We start from the raw sequence: 17,331 nt of genomic DNA on the forward strand, positions 1-17,331 counted from the left end.
AAACACCCACTGTGGACTCCCGTTTCCCGAACCCGGCTCGATTGATCATTCTCGGTATCGGTCTCTCGCTCTCCCGTCTCGGCCTCGTCGAACCGAAAAACGTGCGGCGAACGACGGATCTGGCGTGGCCCCGTATCGTTACCGGTATCGCTCGCATGTCGAAAAACGCCGTCGACGTGGCGTTCGTCGGCATCGCCATCGGTCCCGCAGCCATCGCTGGCGTCGGATTCGCCTCGCCGTTCTGGGGAATGGCGTTCTCGCTCGGCGGGGGGTTTGCCGGCGGAACGATCGCACTCGTCTCACAGCGGTACGGGGCGGGAGCGTACGAGGAGATGGGTCAAGCGATTCGGTCGAGCGCCGCGCTCGTACTGTTGGTCTCCCTCCCCGTCGCGGCCGTCTTCTGGCTGTTCTCCTCGGAACTCATCTCGCTGATCACCGACAAACCGGCCATCGTCCGATTGGGCACGACGTATCTTCACATCATCTCGCTGGGCGTTCCACTCGCGTCGCTCAATCTCGTCGGCAGTCGGATCTACATCGGTGCCGACGACGCGTGGACGCCGATGGTGATCCGTGCGGGCGGTGCCGTGAGCAACATCATTCTGAGCGCCGTTTTCGTCTTCGGACTCGGAATGGGTGTCGCCGGTGCGGCGTGGGGAACCCTCCTCTCGAACATCGTCGTGACCGTCGCGTTCGTCGCCGGCGTCGTCGCCGGTCGCCTGCCGGGAATGGGTGACCTCCCCGTGAAGGTGGACCCCTTCGGAACGTATCTCGACGTGGAAACCTTTCGACAATTGATCCACATCGGCCTTCCGGTCGTCGGTCGGAACATGGTGTGGACGGTCGCCAAATTCCCGATGCTGGCCATCGTGAACCTGTTCGGTCCGAGCGTCGCCGCCGCCTACGTAATCAGCCGACGGATTTGGGGACTGATGAACACGCCCGGATGGGGATTCGGACTGGCATCGAGCAGTCTCGTCGGGCAGGAACTCGGGGTTGGGAACGAACGAACCGCCGAGACGTACGCCCGCGACGTCGTTCTCTTCTCGGTAGCCACGTACTTCGTCGCGGCCGCCATCGTGTTCGCGTTCGCCAAACCCATCGTGCTTCTGTTCGTCTCCGACCCGGGTGATCCGTCGGTACCGACGGCGGTTTCGCTCGTGTACGTCTCCTGTTTCGCTATTCTGGCGCAGGGTGTCAACGGTGCGGTCGCCGGTCCGCTCGACGCCAGCGGTGACACTCGCTGGCCCTTCTTCGCCCAAGCGGCGGGGATGTTCCTCTGTTCGATACCGGTGGCGTATCTCGGTGCGACGATACCGGCGATCGGACTCGTCGGACTGTATCTGTCGTACATCGCCGAAACGACGGTTCCCGCGGTGCTCAACTATTACCGGTTCTCGACCGGACGGTGGAAGGTCATCAGTCGAAACTTCCGACCGGAAGCGTCGTATGCGGACGACTGAACGGTCGTGATGCCGTCGTCGGAGAGTCTTATACCCGTTGCAACCGTAGTTAACTCGAAAACCGGGGGGACTCATGATACACATCTTCCGTCCAGTGCGGGCGTTTCTCGCCCGGCAGCGACATCCGGTCGTCCTGTTCACGTACGGACTCGCAGTACTCGCGTGGCTCCTTCTCGCGACCCGTAGCGTCCCCATGCCCGGGGCGGACATGGTCATGTGGATATCGGCACCGGGAATGCCGGAAGCCATGGCCCTGTCGGGCGGATTCCTCGGCGTCGGTCTCTACCTGCTCGTGTGGGGGGCGATGATAACGGCGATGATGTACCCGTCATCAGCAAACGCGTTTCGGGCGTACTACGAGGCAAATCGGGACACGACGAGCGGACGGAGGAAGACAGCCGTCGTCGCCACGATGGCCACGTACACGCTCGTCTGGGTTCTCACCGGTTTGGTGCCGCTCGGCGTCGCCCTGGTGATTCCCATCGCCACTCTCACACCCGGAAACTGGACGATTCTCCTGGCAGTAACGTTGCTGCTGCTGTCGGCCTATCAACTCACCTCGCTCAAGCGCCATCACTTGGATCACTGTCGTTCACCCGAGCGCGATTTCGCGGGTGGAACGAGTGGGATTCCGAACGCGGTTCGGTCGGGGTGGCGACTGGCGCTCGATAGCATCGGCTGTTGCTGGGCACTGATGGCGCTCATGATCGTCGTCGGGTCGATGAACCTGCTTTGGATGGCCGCCCTTACCGTGCTGATCTCGGCCGAAATACTGGCACCCGGCGGGGAACGACTGGCAAAGGGCATCGGCGTGTTGTCCGGTCTCGGTGGAATCGGTGTGGTGATCGTGGGGGCGATGTGACGACCCGGGCTTGCATATTCGCCCACAAACCGTAACCATCGTCCGCTCGAACTCCTCTATCATGAGACTATCCACACCAGTTCTCGCCCTCGGAGTCGTACTGTTCTTCCTCCCGATTCCCGGGACGTTCATCACCGGTGCGCTCGTTCTCGTCGCGGGTGCAATCGCGCGATGGCTCGGCGAGTAGCGCCGTTGTTCGTGGTAACACAACTCTCGGAAGTATTATCTATGGGGCACCACTCCATACAAAAGCAATGGCGAAAGGCAAAGTTGATTTCTTCAACGACACTGGCGGCTACGGTTTCATCTCGACGGACGACGCGGACGACGACGTTTTCTTCCACATGGAGGACGTGGGTGGCGCTGACCTCGAAGAGGGACAAGAAATCGAATTCGATATCGAACAGGCCCCGAAAGGCCCCCGAGCGAAGAACGTCACCCGTCTGTAATCGGGCGACACTTTTGCGAGCACTACTGTAACATCCATATTTTCTGTACCCCGAAACGGCTAGCGACGCGACCGGTTCGTGTGTGACTCACCCGTCAACTAGCTCGGCCGTTTGCGCATCAAGCCCGACCGTTTTGCGCTCCAAACCACCACGGTTTTCACCATACAGCACAATATTCACTCCTATCGTAGAAACGGCGAGCTACGTCATCGACCCATGACAACCAACGAATCAGACGAACCATCGAACAACAGTGGTACAGAGATCGGAGCGGGATTGTTCGAGGAGAACATGGGTCCGAGTTCGGCGCTCGCGCACATGTATCGTGGAGAAATCCACCGCATGAAGTTCTGGCGCGAGCGCCTCGACCGGACGAGCAATTGGGCGATAACGTTGATGGCGGCCATCCTGACGTGGGCGTTTTCGAGTCGGAACAATCCCCATTACATCGTCCTCCTCGCGATCATCACGGTGAGCATCTTCCTGCTCATCGAGGCCCGCAGGTACCGCGCCTACGACATCTGGCGGTCTCGGGTCCGAATGCTCCAGCAGAACGTCTTCGCGTTGGCGCTCGACGACTCGAAAGGCGTGGTGGACGAGGACTGGCGGCAAAAGCTGAGCGAGGACTACCGCAACCCGAAAATGAAGGTATCCCTGGAGGAGGCGCTGGCCCACCGACTGCGTCGGGTGTACGCCCCGTTGTTTTGCATTCTGCTCCTGGCGTGGGTGTTCCAGTTGACGGCCTACACGCCGTCGGCGAAGTGGCCCCAATCGGCGGCGATCGAAATGATTCCCGGTACGGTCGTCACGGGTCTCGTCGTGGCCTTCTACGCGGGACTCTTCGTCATCGCCTACCGTCCCCGGACGTGGCACATCAACGGCGAAATCCTGCCGAGCGACGTGACCGGATGGGATTACTCGCGGGACTGACGCCCGTCGACTTCTTCGCCGTGAACTCCCATCGGTGGCGGTTTTTCGATGTGAACAGGAGTTCTACCGTCAGGTGGGGGAGCGACGTCTGGAAAACGCGGACAACGAACTGAACGCGCTCACCCCACGAAACCGGACTGTGTGATTTCAATCCTTTTCCCTCGATAGCCGCGCGAGAAGCGTCTCGACGGTTTCGGCGAGCAGGGTGGTACCGAACAGCGCGACCAGCACCGCCCCCGCGGCGTCGAAAATCAGGTCGACGATGGTGTCGCTCAGGCCGTACTGGATGAGGACGGGTTTCACGCCGATTAATCCGGCGCTCGCCCGCGCCGTGAACTCCAGCACCTCCCAGATCACACCGGCGGCGAGCGTGAACAGGAGGACGTAGACGAACATGAATCGCGGCGGGAAGTAGACGGCGTCGGAGTGTTCGTCGAAGGCCCGTGCAGTCGCGTAGCCGACGCCAGCGACGAGGGTCGCCGAGAGTAGGTGCGTGAGGTGGTCCCACCACCAGACCTCGTCGTATAACCCGAGCATGCCGATGGCGTGGAGGAAGACGGCGACGGTGATCCACAGCGTCAGCGTCGGACTGAGCGAGAGGCGGTAGTCCCGCTTTAGCACGCCGGGGAGGAACGTCACCCCGAGCGCGAAGCTCCCGTTTATCAGTACCCCGACATTCCGCGTCACGAGGCCGACGAACGCGACGCTGGCGATGGCGAACTGCAGGAATCGGACGAGGCGATACGAGGAGAGATCGATCTCCATCGTTGCTCGATAGGTGACGGGGGGAGTAAACGCTGGCTATCCGTTCGTCTCCCGTAAATATGGTTCATGATACCATACAACAGGCCGACAGGTGTTTATGCAAACATTGCCTATCGATGTTACTCATGATGGCAACGACCCACGCCCTCCTCGGCGTGCTACTCGGGAGCGTCTCGCTCTTCGTCGCGCCGGAGTTGGCTCCGGTTGCGGTTCTCGCGGGATTCGCTGGCGGCGTGTTTCCGGACTTGGACCTGTACTCGGGTCACCGGAAGACCCTGCATTTCCCGGTGTACTTCTCGATCGCGGCGGTTGCAACGCTGGCGATCGCAGCGGTCGTGCCGACAGCGTTGACGTTCGCCGTCGGGTTCTTCCTCCTCGCGGCGGCGGCACACTCCGTCTCGGACGCGTTCGGCGGTGGCTTGGAACTCAAGCCATGGCTCGGCCAGTCCGAACGTGCGGTGTACGACCACTTCCGCGGTCAGTGGATCTCCCCGCGTCGTTGGATTCGCTACGACGGCGCGCCGGAGGACTTCGCACTCGCGTTCACGGTCGCACTGCCCAGCCTCGTGCTCTACGACGGAACGATCCAAACGCTCGTGGTCGGCGCAGTCCTGATTTCGGGCGTCTACGCGCTTCTACGCAAACCCCTCGTCCGAATCGCGGAATGGATGGTCGGGCAGATCCCCGACCACCTGCTGGCGTACGTTCCCGACCGCTTCGTCGGGGATTTCGTCTAGCCAGCGGCGAACACGCTTCGAAGGGTTTATTCACGCCCTGACCATCAGACTTCAGTAGTAACTATGTCCGACAAACCTGCCTCGATGTACCGGGCCATCGACAAGCCCTCGTACACACGACGCGAATACATCACCGGAATTCCGGGTTCGAAGATCGCACAGCACAAGATGGGCGAAGTGGACAGCAACGAGGACGACTACCCAGTTCAGATCTCGCTTATCGTCGAAGAGGAGTGCCAGATTCGCCACGGCGCACTCGAAGCCTCCCGCCTTTCGGCGAACCGCTTCCTGCTCAAGAACATCGGCGAAACCGGCTACAAGATGATCCTCCGCAAGTTCCCCCACCAGGTCCTGCGCGAGAACAAGCAGGCGACCGGTGCGGGTGCGGACCGTGTTTCCGACGGAATGCGACAGGCGTTCGGTAAGCCGGTCGGAACGGCAGCACGAATCGCCAACGGCGATCGAGTGTTCACCGCGTGGTGTACCGTGGACGACGCGCCCCTCGTGAAGGACGCGTTCCGCCGTGCGTACAACAAGATTTCGCCGCCGTGCCGCGTCATCGTGGAACGTGGCGAAGAAAAACTCGTCAGCTAAATCCGATTCGTTGTTTTCGGCAGTCACACGCAAAAAGCGAACGCGCTGTCTTTCGCGTTACAAACGCTCAGCGTCGTGCTTCCAGTTCCTCTCGTAGATCCGCCGGTTCCATATCTTTCATCGAGAGCAGGACGAGTAGGTGATAGATGACGTCCGACCCCTCGTAGGCGATTTCCTCGTGGTCGTCGTCCTTGGCCGCGAGGATGAGTTCCGTCATCTCCTCGCCCAACTTTTCGAGGACGGCGTTTTCGCCCTTCTCGTGGGTGAACAGCGATGCGGTGTAGGAATCTTCCGGAAGCGTTTCCTTTCTGTCTTCGATGACCTCGAACAGGTCGTCCAACGTGTCGTTCATGGACCGATTTGAGCTACGTCCCGAATGTCTTGAAGGTCGTCGAACTGTGCTCGCGCTTGGTGTCCGTGTTCGAACACTTCGTCGGCGACTTCGATCGGCGTGTTGGTGCGGGAGGCCAACGCGAGCGAATCGCTGGGACGGGCGTCCACGACTTCGTGGCCGCGTGGCGTCTGGATGTGAAGGTCGGCGATGTAGGTGTTGTCGTCCAGTTCGGTGACGACGACGCGTTCGACACGTCCGCCGAGTTCCTCCATCACGTCGAGGAGCAGGTCGTGCGTCAGTGGCCGCCCGATGTCTTCGGCTTCCATCCCACGGGCGATGCTGATTCCCTCCTCGAATCGGATAAAAATCGGGAGCACGTCGTCGCTGTCGTCGGGTGAGAGGACGACGACTGGGAGTGGTCCCTCTCCCGTCGGGGCGACACGTACCGCATCGATTGAAACGTCCATGGGGAGCAGAAGGTTCCCAGCGGCAAAAACTTGCTTACCGTCGGCGAAAATCGCTACTCGTCGCGGAAAAACGCGAGTTCGTGAATCCGGTCGTCGGGTGTCAACTCCGGATGGAACGACGTGCCGACGACCGGCCCGTCCTGCACCGCGACCGGCCGTCCGTCCCACTCCGCGAGGACGGTCGCCGACCCGACCTCGCTGATGAGCGGCGCACGAATGAACACGGCGGGAAACGGGTCGTCGAGTCCGGTCACGTCGAGCGGCGCTTCGAAACTGTCCTTCTGGCGGCCGAACGCGTTTCGCTCGACGTTCACGTCGAGCAAGCCGAGGTTTTCGACCCGCTCATCACCGGCGTCCTCGGCGGCGACGATAAGACCGGCACAGGTCGCGAGAATCGGTTTCCCATCCTCGACGTGGGCTTGTATCTCGGGGGCGATTCCTTCCGATTGGAGGAGTCGGGAGATAGCAGTCGATTCGCCGCCCGGCATGCAGAGAAGGTCACAGTCGGGGACGATACCGGACTGTCGGATTTCGGTGACGGAAACGGACTTCCCGTGGGCGGTTCCGGCCCGTCGAATCGCGTCGGCGTGTTCGCTCACGTCGCCTTGAACGGCGATGACGCCAGCGTTGAGACTCATGGCCGATTCTTCGAAGCAGGTCGGGAAAAGGGCCTCGTTATATCGCGAGGTAGTTCAGGACCAAGATTGCGACGCCGAAGAAGACGCCGAACGCGACGACCGATCTGGGGTCGATTCGAATCGCGTTCCGGTCTTCGGCATCGAAATATCGAACGAGTCCGGCGCTGGACATCAACCCACCGGAGTTTTGACCACTGCTCATAAGTTGGGTTCCGGGAGCGGACGGGGTAAACCTTTCGCAACGAGAACGTTTTCCGGCCGTGGACGAGAACGGGGTGAAACCGAAGCGGGGAACGGGTTGCCATCCGTTCACACCGTCCCCCAATCCATTTATCGGATACGGGAAACGTTCGTTTATGGACGAACAGATCGCGTCGGCGCTCGGCGACGCGTTTCCCTGCCGCGACGTGGAAGCGGTACACCCCTCCGGCCCGTCGTGGAACGAGCAGAACCGGACGGTCGATATCGAATTTTCGGACGGGGAACGGGTGTTTCTGAAGATGGCTAACGACGGCGACGGAACTCGAATCGCACGCGAGCGGGGCGTCATCGCCCATCTCGGTGCCAATCGCGTCGTCCCCGTCCCGGACGTGCTGGCGAGCGAGACGGCGGGAGACGTTCCGTACCTCGTGACGGCACCGGTGGACGGGGAGAACCTGCTCGGCCTGTGGTCGGACGCGAGCGTGAGCGAGCGAGCGGAACTGGCTCGGCAGGTCGGAATCTCCCTGGCAACCGTCCATTCCTGCCGATTCGAGAACCACGGCCACGTCGTCGGTGGCGACGAGGACGGACTCGACCTGGAAACGGAACCGTGGACGGACGTGCTGGTCGGACGGATGACCGAGATGCGCGAAATCGCGTCCTCCGGCCGCTTCGATCACTATTTCGACGAGGTCGTCGAAGCCGTCGAATCGAATCGGGAACTGTTGGACGACACACCTGCCGTGCTCCTCCACGGCGACCCCGCCCGTCCGAACTGCTTTTTGTGCGAGGACGGAATCGGCTTTCTCGACTGGGAGATAGCACACGTCGGCGACCCGGTTCGCGACGTGGAGCGGACCCGAAACCTGCAAATCGAGTCGCTCCGCTCCGACGGTCCGGAGGAAGTCGTTGCCGCGTTCTACGACGGCTATCGGGAGCGGGCCGGTGGTCTTCCGGACGGGATCGAGGACCGACGGCCGATATACGACGTCGTTCGATTCCTCGACCACACCGGCGTGTTCGACAAGTGGGCCGCGTTCCTCGACGAGGACACCGAGGAACTCGCCGACTGGACGAAGGGCGAAATGGAGCGACGGCTGGCGAAAATTCACTGACCGTGGTCCGCCGACTGCGGTTTGCTGGCGGCGGTTCGCTGACGGTTGCGTGATGACAACTGGCGGCAGAGGTGGTTGCGGAAGAAACCCTTATGCACGCGGCGAGTGAAATTCACAACAGAAACGCATGACCGTGAAATTACTCGACTTCTACGCAGATTGGTGTGGTCCGTGCAAAACGCAAGATCCGATTCTTGAGGACTTGGAGGAGGACTGGGACGAAAGCGTCGAATTCGAGAAAGTTGACGTGGACGAGCATCAGGATATCGCCAACGAGTATCAGGTTCGTTCGATTCCCACCATCGTCATCGAGGACGACGAGGGCGTCGTCGAACGCTTCGTCGGCGTCACCCAGCGTGACGACTTGGAGCGCGTTCTCGAAGAAGCGGGCGCGTAAGTCCATCGAAAATCAGTTTTTGTTGCGTGCGAACACGACCAGCGGACGCTATTCGAACCGGATGCCGACGTCGTGCATCCCCTTGTTTTCGAGCGCGAGGTTGATGAGCAGCGGCGTCACGCTCTCGACTTCCGCGCTGTTCGCGATGCCCCCGGCATCGAGCGCTCGTAGTCCCTCGATTTCCTCGGCGAGTCGCCGAATCATCTCCTTTGCGTCCTCGTCGTCCCCGACGATCAGCGTGTCCTGTTCGATGTCGAGTTCGAGGTCGGCGAGCCTGTCGGCCGAGAGGCCGTGGAACGCGCCGACGACCGGAATCCCGTCGGGTGCGGTGTCCGCGACGAGTTCCGTGACGCTCCCTGCTTTCGGCGGCTTGTAGTGGAAGCCGGAGTCGTCTCGGTTCATCCCGACGGCGGGCGTGACGAGCACGTCCACGTCGTCGAGTCGGTCGGCGACGGATTCGACCGTGTCGCGGATGTGGAACGGCGGGACGGCGAGGACGACGATGTCCCCGCGCTCGGCGGCCATGCCGTTCTTGAAGCCGTTGATGGAGCGGGAGACGCCGAGGCTATCGAGTTCGGTTTCGTACTCCTCGGCCTTCGCGCGGGCTTTTGCGGGGTCGCGCGAACCGATCACGATTTCGTGGTCGGTGTCGAACGCCCAGCGAAGCGCGAGCGCCTGTCCGATGTCGCCGGTTCCTCCCAAGAGTGAGATTCGCATACAGGGGTGTCTTCCGGCGGGCGGTTAAGTTCTCCGAAACCCGCACTTATCGGGGGCGACCGACGAACTCCCGCACGATTTTGCCCTCGATTTGTGGACGATAGAGTGGCCGAAACTCCTTTCCGTCACCGGGTTACGAATCCCCCACAGAATTTCCGACGCCACAACCGCTTTTTCCCTCCTGCCCCTTGGAAAATACACGATGACATACGACGCCGACAGCGACGGAATTCCGAAACTGGGTATCGGGACGTGGGAGAACACGGACGGCAACGAGTGTGCACACAGCGTCGAGTACGCCCTCGATTTGGGCTACGAACACGTCGACACCGCCCAGGCCTACGGCAACGAGGAACACGTCGGGCAAGGAATCACCGACTCGTCGGTGGACCGCGAGGACTTCTTCCTCGCCACGAAGGTCTGGGCCGACAACCTCGAACACGACGACGTGCTCGAAACGACCGAGGAGAGCCTTAACAAGCTCGGGACGGACTACGTGGACCTGCTCTACATCCACTGGCCCGCCCGCGAGTACGACCCCGAGGAGACGCTCGCGGCGTTCGACGAACTGTACGACGAGGGCAAGATCGAGCACGTCGGCGTGAGCAACTTCCAACCGGAGCAGTTGGACGAGGCAGCCGAAATCCTCGACGCGCCAATCTACGCGAATCAGGTCGAGATGCACCCGCTCCTGCCGCAGGACGAACTCGTCGAGTACGCACAGGATAACGACATCACGCTCGTCGCGTACTCGCCGCTCGCCCGTGGCAAGGTGTTCGACGTGCCGGAACTGACCGAAATTGCGGAGAAACACGGCGTCAGCGAAGCACAGGTCAGCCTCGCGTGGATCACGTCGAAGGACAACGTCGTCGCCATCCCGAAGGCGACCGGCGAGGATCACATCGAGGACAACTACGCCGCCCTCGACCTCGAACTGGACGACGAGGACATCGAGAAAATCGACGACATCGGCAAGACGGAGCGGCAGGTCGACCCCGACTTCGGGCCGTGGAACTGACTCGCTGAAATCGGCACGTAGCTGAAACGAACTCGTTTTTCGACCCCGCATCGGGGAAACTATGAGCTCCGAGGTTCATCTCCGGAATATGACCGACCTCGTGACATTCGGCGAGACCATGTTGCGTCTCTCGCCACCCGACCGCGAACGAATCGAGAGCACGTCCACCCTCGAACTCCGTGCCGCAGGCGCGGAGAGCAACGTCGCCATCGCCGCCCATCGCATTGGAGCGGAGACGATGTGGACGTCGAAACTCCCCGATTCGCCGCTCGGACGCCGCGTCGCCGCCGGACTCCGCCAGTACGGCATCGAGACCGAAATCGAGTGGAGCGACGAGGGCCGACAGGGAACGTACTATCTGGAATTCGGAACCGACCCGCGGGGGACCAGCGCCATCTACGACCGCGCCGACGCCGCCGTCACGACGGCGACGCTCGACGACGTGCCGCTCGACCGGATTCGGGACGCCAGCATGTTCTACACCAGCGGCATCACGCCCGCGCTGTCCGACACGCTCGAATCCACTGTGGACGAGGTGCTCGCGGAAGCACAGGACGCCGGGACGACCACCGCGTTCGACGTGAACTACCGCTCGAAACTCTGGTCGCCCGCCGAGGCGCGCGCGTCGCTCACCGAACTGTTCCCCCGAATCGACGTGCTCGTCACCGCCGAGCGCGACGCCCGAACCGTCCTCGATCAGTCGGGTGACGCCGCGGACATCGCCCGCGACCTCGCCGACGAGTGGGACTTCGAAACCGTCATCGTCACCCTCGGCGCGAACGGCGCGCTGGCGCTCCACGACGGCGAAATCCACGAACAACCCTCGTTCGAGACCGACACCGTGGACCCCATCGGCACCGGCGACTCCTTCGTCGGCGCGTTCCTCGCCCGCAGACTGACGGGTGAATCGGTCCCGACCGCGCTCGAATACGGCGCTGCGACCGCCGCGCTCAAACGGACCATCCCGGGCGACGTGGCCGTCGTGACGCGGGAGGAAGTGGAGAACGTGATGGACACCGAAGGACGAGATATTTCGAGATAACGAGCGAGACGAACGGACCCATTTGGTTTTTTGATCAGTATCGTCCAGCACACTGTCACGCGTGTTGTGCGAGCGTGATCGATGACATCGTACCGTGAAACCAGCCATCTTGACCGTCGCCTAAACCACTAACCTCCCCGACGACCAATCGACCCGTATGGCAACGCACGTCGTCATCGTCGGGGCGTATGGAAGCGCGGGGGTCGCCGTCGCACAGAGCCTGGCCGAGGACCCGAGCGTCCGGTTGACGCTCATCGACGACGGCGACCCCGGCGGTGGGCTGTGTATTTTGCGCGGCTGCATGCCGTCGAAGGAGGTGCTGTCGGCGGCGGCCCATCGGTATCAGGCGCGCCACGACCCGCGGCTTTCGGAGACGCCCGAGGTGGATTTGGAGTCGGTGGTGGACCTGAAGGACGACCACGTCTTGGGCTTCGCGGAGCATCGCCGCGCGGCGGTGCACGACCTCGCGGAGGGGGAGAACGTGGAGTTCATCCACGACACCGCGCGGTTCGTCGACGACCACACGGTCGAAGTCGGTGATCGAGCAATCGAGGCGGACTACGTCGTCATCGCCACGGGGTCGAAAGTAAACGTTCCCGACCTCCCGGGGATGGACGAAGTGGAGTACATGACCAGCGCGGACGTGCTGGACGCGACGGCGTTCCCCGACTCGGGAATCGTGATGGGATTCGGCTACACCGGCCTCGAACTCGTGCCGTACCTCAGCGAGGCGGCCGGAATGGACCTCACCGTGATCGAACACGACCCGCGGCCGCTGGACGAGGGCGACGCGCCGTTCGGCGACGAAATCCTGGACATGTACCGCGAGGAGTTCGACGTCGACATCCTGACCGAGACGGAGGAACGGCGCGTCGAGTCCACGGGCGACGGGGTTCGATTACACGTCGAGCAAAACGGCGAAACGAAATCCATCGACGCGGACGAACTGATCCTCTTCACGGGACGAAGACCGAACCTCGATGGACTCGGGTTGGAGGACACCCCGCTGTCACCGGACGAGGGATGGGTCGAGGAGACCATGCAGGCCCGCGACGACCCGCGGACGTTCGTCGTCGGGGACGCGAACGGCAAAGAGCCGATTCTCCACGTCGCCAAGGAACAGGGCTTCAAAGCGGCCGAGAACATCCTCGCGCACGTTCGCGGCGACGACCTCGAACCGTACGAGAACGTCCATCATCACGTCATCTTCTCCGGCGTCGGCGTGTATCCCTTCGCCAGAGTGGGCCTCTCGGAGGACGCGGCGGAGGCCGAGGGCAGGGAGTACGTCGCCGTCTCCCGGCAGGCGTCGGACGACGGCGTATTCAAGACCAAGCAAGCGTCGAGAGGGTTGGCAAAGCTCGTCGTGGACGCCGAGGACGGGACCGTCATCGGCTATCAGGGCCTGCACTACCACGCCGACGTGATGGCGAAGACGATGCAGGTCGTCGTGGAGCGTGGGATGGACGTGCGCGACATCCCGGACCGGGCGTACCACCCGACGACCCCCGAGATTCTGGACGGATTGATTCGGGACGCGAGCGAGAAGGTCGGGACGGATCGGTAGTTCACGGCGTCGATCGGTTCGACGAACCCCTCGTATGCGGATCAGGTCGAGGTCCCGTTTCTCCGAACTGGACCGCCCGCTGAACCTAACTGGGAGGTAAGGCTAAAAACCGGGGTGACATAGAAATAGATATGAAGGCCAAGCGGGAGTATCGGCGCCGTCCGGACACCGAGGTCCAAGTACTCGATGCCCTCGTGGACCGGAGCGAGGACGGAATGACGGTCTTCGAACTGCGGTCACACGTCGAGGCGGGCATCGACGAGTTGGAGGACGCGCTCGCGAACCTGAAACGGGACGGTCTCATCGAAGCGACGATGCGGAACGGGCGGACGCTCATCAAACCGGACACGAAGGTCGTTCCAGACCCCGAGGAGGAACCCGACGAACCGTCGTTCGTGGACAAGATCATCGAACGCCTGCCGCTGTAGTTTCGGACCATCGTTCCGGATTCGGCTTCGTGCTGTGATTCAACTTCGTGCTCCGTAATCGGTTCCGTGCTCCGCTTTCGATTTCACATGTCGTAGTCACTACCCAGCGTTCCGCATCCGACGTTTTTACTCCCCCGCGCACCCGACTACGAGTATGAGCCTCGAAACCGTACACGAAGACCACGGGGCGACGTTCTGTTCGGTCGGCAACCGCCGGGTGCCGCGCGACTACGGCAGACCCGAGCGGGCACACCGTGCAGTCAGGAACGGCGTCGGACTCACGGAGATGCCCTACGGCGTCCTCGTGGTCTCCGGCGACGATCGGATAGAGTACGTCGACAACGTCGTCTCGAACCGGATTCCGCGCGAGGACGGACAGGGAACCTACGCCCTCCTGCTCGACCCACAGGGGCGAATCGAACTCGACATGTACGTCTACTGTGCGGGCGAGCAACTCCTGCTCTTTCTCCCGCCCGGCGAAGCGACCCCGCTCGCCGAGCAGTGGCGCGAGAAGATATTCATCGAGGATGTGGAGATATCCGTCGCCACCGACCGATTCGCCATCTTTGGCGTCCACGGTCCCTACGCGACCGAAAAGGTCGCCAGCGTGCTGAACGACGTGAGTACGCCGGACGAGCGCCTCTCGTTCAACAGGGGAAAGATGGCCGACGTGGGCGTGACGGTCATCCGCACCGACGCGCCGACGGGCGAGGAGGGCTACGAAGTCGTCTGTACGACCGGAACGACGACCGACGAGATGGACAGGGAACGGTCGAACGTCGAACTCGTCTTCGACACCCTGATCACGCGCGGGATGAACGCCGCTCCCTTCGGCCGGACGACGTGGGAGTCCCTGACGCTCGAAGCGGGAACGCCGCTGTTCGAATACGAACTGGAGGGTGAAATACCGAACGTGCTCGGCCTGCGGAACGCGCTCGACTTCGAGAAGGGCTGTTACGTCGGACAGGAAGTCGTTTCGCGCGTCGAGAACCGCGGCCAGCCGAGTCGCAGGCTGGCGGGCCTGTTCCCCGATTCCGTGCCCGAAAGCGGCGCGGCGGTCTTCGACGGCGACGAATCCGTCGGCGAAGTCACCCGCGCCGTCGACAGTCCGTCCCTCGACCGACCCGCCGCGATGGCGCTGGTGGAGTACGACGTGGGGATGGATTCGGAACTGACCGTCCGCGTCGATGGCGACGAAGTGGCCGCGGAAATCGCCTCCCTACCGCTCGTGGACGGGAGCGACCCGTCAGGCCGTGCGCCGCAGTACGACTGAGCGACGTTTAAACGACGATTGACCGACGATTTTTCTCGAATCGAACGCGACAACTGAACCCTTGCTCGTGGGTGTTCGAATTCCCAGTAACATCACCGCATACCCGTTGTGATCGTTCACAGCCATCTTCCTCAGCTCTGCTTCTGTCACTGGCAGAGGGAAACGGTTTTCAACCACTTAGTAATATCACTAGGTGGTATGCACGGATTCGACGGCTTTGCGGACGTCAGCGAGGCGGAGGTCACACGAGCAATCGGCACCGCGTGGAGCGAGGAGTTCACCGAGTTCACCGACACCGAGGTCATCATCGTCGGCGGCGGCCCGTCCGGGTTGGTCGCGGCGAAGGAACTCGCCGAGCGCGGCGTGGACACGATGGTCGTGGAGAAGAACAACTACCTCGGCGGCGGCTTTTGGCTCGGCGGGTTCCTGATGAACAAGGTGACGGTTCGCGACCCGTCACAGGACGTGTTGGACGAACTCGGCGTCCCATACGAGGAGTCGGACGAGGCCGAGGGTCTCTACGTCGCGAACGGCCCGCACGCCTGTTCCGCGCTCATCGAGTCGGCGTGCGCCGCCGGAGTCAAAATGCAGAACATGACCGAGTTCACCGACGTGGTCGTCCGCGAGGGCCACCGCGTCGGCGGCATCGTCATGAACTGGACGCCGGTCCACGCGCTCCCGCGCGAACTCACCTGCGTGGACCCCATCGCGGTGGAGTCCGACCTCGTCATCGATGCGACGGGCCACGAGGCGGTGGTCGTCTCGAAACTCCAAGAGCGCGGCGTCCTCGACGCGCCCGGTCTGGAGCACGCACAGGAGCACAACACCGGCATGGACAAATCCGGAGAGGGCGAGTACGGCGCGCCCGGCCACGACTCGCCGGGTCACGACTCGATGTGGGTCGCAAAGAGCGAGGACGAAGTCGTCGAACACGCCGGAAAGGTCCACGACGGGTTGATTTCCACGGGTCTCGCCACCGCGACGACTCACGGACTCACCCGCATGGGACCGACCTTCGGCGCGATGTTGTTGTCGGGTAAGCGCTCCGCGCAAGTCGCGCTGGACGAGTTGGAAGTCGGCGGCACGGTGGAGATGACGGGCAGTCCGTCACCCGCTGACGACTGAACGGGCGAGGCAGGTTCGTCACGGACGAACCGTTCTTCGGTCGAAAGTATACTCAACCAATTGTTCATCTATTCAACTATTTTGCGAGGCGGGCGAATTCGTACGGTCGACCCCCGTCGTGGACGACCCCTATCGACTTTCCGCCACTCGTCCACCCGTGATTCGCACCACGCCCAGCGCGTGCTCGCTATCCTGAACATCGACTGCTCCCGCCGACAGCGCCCGCCGCGACTCCGCGATTCGTTCGTCCAGCACGTACCAGGGCGGTTTTTCGAACGCGCTGATATCGCCGGGTGTGGAGGCGAGAACGAGTCCCTTGAAAGCCAGATTCACGGGCCACGAGTAGGTTCGTGAACTCCGCCCGGCGTCGAGGAGCGCGAGATGGCCGTCGGGACGGATTTCGTCCAGCCAGCGGGTGACGGTGCCGTGCGGGTCGCCGAGCATCCCGATGACGAACGTGGCGAGGACGGCGTCGACGTCCTCGCGGGGCGAGAACGTCGCTGCATCGGCCTGCACGACGTGGACGTTCTCCCAGCCTTCGCGGTCGATTCTGTCCCGCGCTTGGTCGAGCATTCCGCGCGTAAAATCGACGCCGACGACGCGACCCGCCGGACCGACGCGTTCCCGCAGGTGAGGGAAGTTCGCGCCGGTCCCACAACCCATCTCGATCACAGTGTCCCCGGGCGAGAGGTGCAGTTCGTCGGCGACTCGGCTTCGGAGTTCGGAGAGGCCGGGTGTCGCCACTGCAAGGAGGTCGTATAACTGCGCCCACCGTCCGTAGAACTGTTGTGCGGCAGTCGTTCCACGCCGTGACATGCATGGTCGTACGACGGAGTCCGATAAAAGAAATCGGGCTGTCACCACGAACGTCGGAAGTGTGAACGTGACTCGACACGAGGGCCGACGAGGCGTGATTCGTACTAATCTCGTTTGGGAAATTCGAAGTATCAAATCTATTCAATCGGATGGACAAGTCCGTATACGGACCGATCAGAAAACGCCCACAGGGCTGAAGTAATTCGAGGTTCGTACTTATACTACGTGACAGTCGAGATGACAGACTCCGGTGATTGAGGACTGTCATCAAAGCCAACTGTTCGGAGGATGGGACGGTTTCGGAGACAGTATTGAACACGCTACGAGGTGCCCCCATCCGTCATCGAAACATAACGGGTCCACTCGGAACGACGGACACGATGAAACGAAACTTCG

General features: G+C 62.2%; 22 protein-coding genes. 15 read left to right on the forward strand and 7 right to left on the reverse strand.

What is annotated here, in order from left to right; translation table 11 throughout:
• Window positions 1–11 precede the first annotated feature (11 nt).
• The 5 genes from NKF26_RS07825 to NKF26_RS07840 all read left to right on the forward strand — a co-directional run bounded on the left by NKF26_RS07825 (window position 12) and on the right by NKF26_RS07840 (window position 3,704).
• Window positions 12–1,463, forward strand: coding sequence for an MATE family efflux transporter (locus NKF26_RS07825; protein WP_253234155.1), 1,452 nt, complete (start codon window positions 12–14; stop codon window positions 1,461–1,463).
• 73 nt (window positions 1,464–1,536) lie between these two features.
• Window positions 1,537–2,325 (forward strand): DUF2182 domain-containing protein, encoded by a 789-nt coding sequence (locus NKF26_RS07830; RefSeq protein ID WP_253234156.1) that lies wholly within the window; start codon window positions 1,537–1,539, stop codon window positions 2,323–2,325.
• 61 nt (window positions 2,326–2,386) lie between these two features.
• Window positions 2,387–2,512: a hypothetical protein gene (locus NKF26_RS24085; protein ID WP_256486825.1), complete on the forward strand. Its 126-nt coding sequence runs from the start codon at window positions 2,387–2,389 to the stop codon at window positions 2,510–2,512.
• 67 nt (window positions 2,513–2,579) lie between these two features.
• Complete coding sequence (locus tag NKF26_RS07835) at window positions 2,580–2,774, forward strand: cold-shock protein (RefSeq protein WP_007979825.1); 195 nt, start codon at window positions 2,580–2,582, stop codon at window positions 2,772–2,774.
• Between the two features lie 216 nt (window positions 2,775–2,990).
• A complete protein-coding gene (locus NKF26_RS07840) occupies window positions 2,991–3,704 on the forward strand; it encodes a DUF2270 domain-containing protein (protein ID WP_253226784.1) in 714 nt (237 codons plus the stop codon).
• Window positions 3,705–3,851: 147 nt separating this feature from the next.
• On the opposite strand, the gene NKF26_RS07845 is transcribed toward NKF26_RS07840, so the two are convergent.
• Window positions 3,852–4,469 carry a hypothetical protein gene (locus NKF26_RS07845; RefSeq protein WP_253226783.1) on the reverse strand — a complete coding sequence of 206 codons (618 nt, stop codon included), beginning with the start codon at window positions 4,467–4,469 and terminating at the stop codon, window positions 3,852–3,854.
• Window positions 4,470–4,594: 125 nt separating this feature from the next.
• Between NKF26_RS07845 and NKF26_RS07850 the strand changes: the two genes are divergently transcribed.
• Together NKF26_RS07850 and NKF26_RS07855 are read left to right on the forward strand one after the other, a co-directional pair.
• Entirely contained in the window at window positions 4,595–5,206 is a 612-nt protein-coding gene (locus NKF26_RS07850) for a metal-dependent hydrolase (protein WP_253226782.1), read from the forward strand.
• A 63-nt stretch (window positions 5,207–5,269) separates the two neighbouring features.
• A complete protein-coding gene (locus tag NKF26_RS07855) occupies window positions 5,270–5,800 on the forward strand; it encodes a 50S ribosomal protein L16 (protein WP_253226781.1) in 531 nt (176 codons plus the stop codon).
• A gap of 67 nt (window positions 5,801–5,867) precedes the next feature.
• Here NKF26_RS07855 and hisE read toward each other — a convergent pair whose 3' ends face one another.
• Genes hisE through NKF26_RS07875 form a run of 4 tightly spaced genes read right to left on the reverse strand, consistent with a single transcriptional unit; the run spans window position 5,868 to window position 7,441 of the window.
• Window positions 5,868–6,152, reverse strand: coding sequence for a phosphoribosyl-ATP diphosphatase (gene hisE, locus NKF26_RS07860; RefSeq protein WP_066144653.1), 285 nt, complete (start codon window positions 6,150–6,152; stop codon window positions 5,868–5,870).
• The gene (locus NKF26_RS07865; RefSeq protein ID WP_253226780.1) at window positions 6,149–6,601 is read right to left on the reverse strand and encodes a bifunctional nuclease family protein; all 453 of its coding nucleotides are present in this window, start codon (window positions 6,599–6,601) and stop codon (window positions 6,149–6,151) included. Before NKF26_RS07865 ends, hisE begins: the two co-directional genes overlap by 4 nt.
• A gap of 53 nt (window positions 6,602–6,654) precedes the next feature.
• Window positions 6,655–7,239 (reverse strand): pyridoxal 5'-phosphate synthase glutaminase subunit PdxT, encoded by a 585-nt coding sequence (gene pdxT / locus NKF26_RS07870; RefSeq protein WP_253226779.1) that lies wholly within the window; start codon window positions 7,237–7,239, stop codon window positions 6,655–6,657.
• 37 nt (window positions 7,240–7,276) lie between these two features.
• Window positions 7,277–7,441, reverse strand: coding sequence for a preprotein translocase subunit Sec61beta (locus tag NKF26_RS07875; RefSeq protein ID WP_066144645.1), 165 nt, complete (start codon window positions 7,439–7,441; stop codon window positions 7,277–7,279).
• 154 nt (window positions 7,442–7,595) lie between these two features.
• On the opposite strand from NKF26_RS07875, the gene NKF26_RS07880 reads away from it, so the two are divergent.
• Window positions 7,596–8,555, forward strand: a complete 960-nt coding sequence (locus NKF26_RS07880; protein ID WP_253226778.1) for a phosphotransferase family protein — start codon at window positions 7,596–7,598, stop codon at window positions 8,553–8,555.
• A gap of 127 nt (window positions 8,556–8,682) precedes the next feature.
• Complete coding sequence (gene trxA / locus NKF26_RS07885) at window positions 8,683–8,952, forward strand: thioredoxin (RefSeq protein ID WP_066144638.1); 270 nt, start codon at window positions 8,683–8,685, stop codon at window positions 8,950–8,952.
• A gap of 48 nt (window positions 8,953–9,000) precedes the next feature.
• Here the strand turns inward: trxA and npdG are convergent, their stop codons facing one another.
• A complete protein-coding gene (gene npdG, locus NKF26_RS07890; protein WP_253226777.1) occupies window positions 9,001–9,669 on the reverse strand; it encodes an NADPH-dependent F420 reductase in 669 nt (222 codons plus the stop codon).
• Window positions 9,670–9,871: 202 nt separating this feature from the next.
• Between npdG and NKF26_RS07895 the strand changes: the two genes are divergently transcribed.
• The 6 genes from NKF26_RS07895 to NKF26_RS07920 all read left to right on the forward strand — a co-directional run bounded on the left by NKF26_RS07895 (window position 9,872) and on the right by NKF26_RS07920 (window position 16,119).
• A complete protein-coding gene (locus NKF26_RS07895; RefSeq protein WP_253226776.1) occupies window positions 9,872–10,687 on the forward strand; it encodes an aldo/keto reductase in 816 nt (271 codons plus the stop codon).
• 88 nt (window positions 10,688–10,775) lie between these two features.
• Window positions 10,776–11,729, forward strand: coding sequence for a bifunctional 2-dehydro-3-deoxygluconokinase/2-dehydro-3-deoxygalactonokinase (gene kdgK1 / locus NKF26_RS07900; RefSeq protein ID WP_253234157.1), 954 nt, complete (start codon window positions 10,776–10,778; stop codon window positions 11,727–11,729).
• Window positions 11,730–11,886: 157 nt separating this feature from the next.
• Window positions 11,887–13,293 carry an NAD(P)/FAD-dependent oxidoreductase gene (locus NKF26_RS07905; protein WP_253226774.1) on the forward strand — a complete coding sequence of 469 codons (1,407 nt, stop codon included), beginning with the start codon at window positions 11,887–11,889 and terminating at the stop codon, window positions 13,291–13,293.
• 131 nt (window positions 13,294–13,424) lie between these two features.
• The gene (locus tag NKF26_RS07910) at window positions 13,425–13,721 is read left to right on the forward strand and encodes a DUF6432 family protein (protein WP_066144610.1); all 297 of its coding nucleotides are present in this window, start codon (window positions 13,425–13,427) and stop codon (window positions 13,719–13,721) included.
• Between the two features lie 154 nt (window positions 13,722–13,875).
• Window positions 13,876–14,994, forward strand: a complete 1,119-nt coding sequence (locus tag NKF26_RS07915; protein WP_253226773.1) for an aminomethyltransferase family protein — start codon at window positions 13,876–13,878, stop codon at window positions 14,992–14,994.
• Window positions 14,995–15,192: 198 nt separating this feature from the next.
• Window positions 15,193–16,119 carry a sulfide-dependent adenosine diphosphate thiazole synthase gene (locus NKF26_RS07920; RefSeq protein WP_253226772.1) on the forward strand — a complete coding sequence of 309 codons (927 nt, stop codon included), beginning with the start codon at window positions 15,193–15,195 and terminating at the stop codon, window positions 16,117–16,119.
• 129 nt (window positions 16,120–16,248) lie between these two features.
• On the opposite strand, the gene NKF26_RS07925 is transcribed toward NKF26_RS07920, so the two are convergent.
• Window positions 16,249–16,935 (reverse strand): class I SAM-dependent methyltransferase, encoded by a 687-nt coding sequence (locus tag NKF26_RS07925; protein WP_253226771.1) that lies wholly within the window; start codon window positions 16,933–16,935, stop codon window positions 16,249–16,251.
• Between the last annotated feature and the right edge of the window lie 396 nt (window positions 16,936–17,331).

The sequence above is a fragment of the Haladaptatus sp. AB618 genome (assembly GCF_024136965.1).
In the GTDB taxonomy this organism is placed as follows: domain Archaea; phylum Halobacteriota; class Halobacteria; order Halobacteriales; family Haladaptataceae; genus Haladaptatus.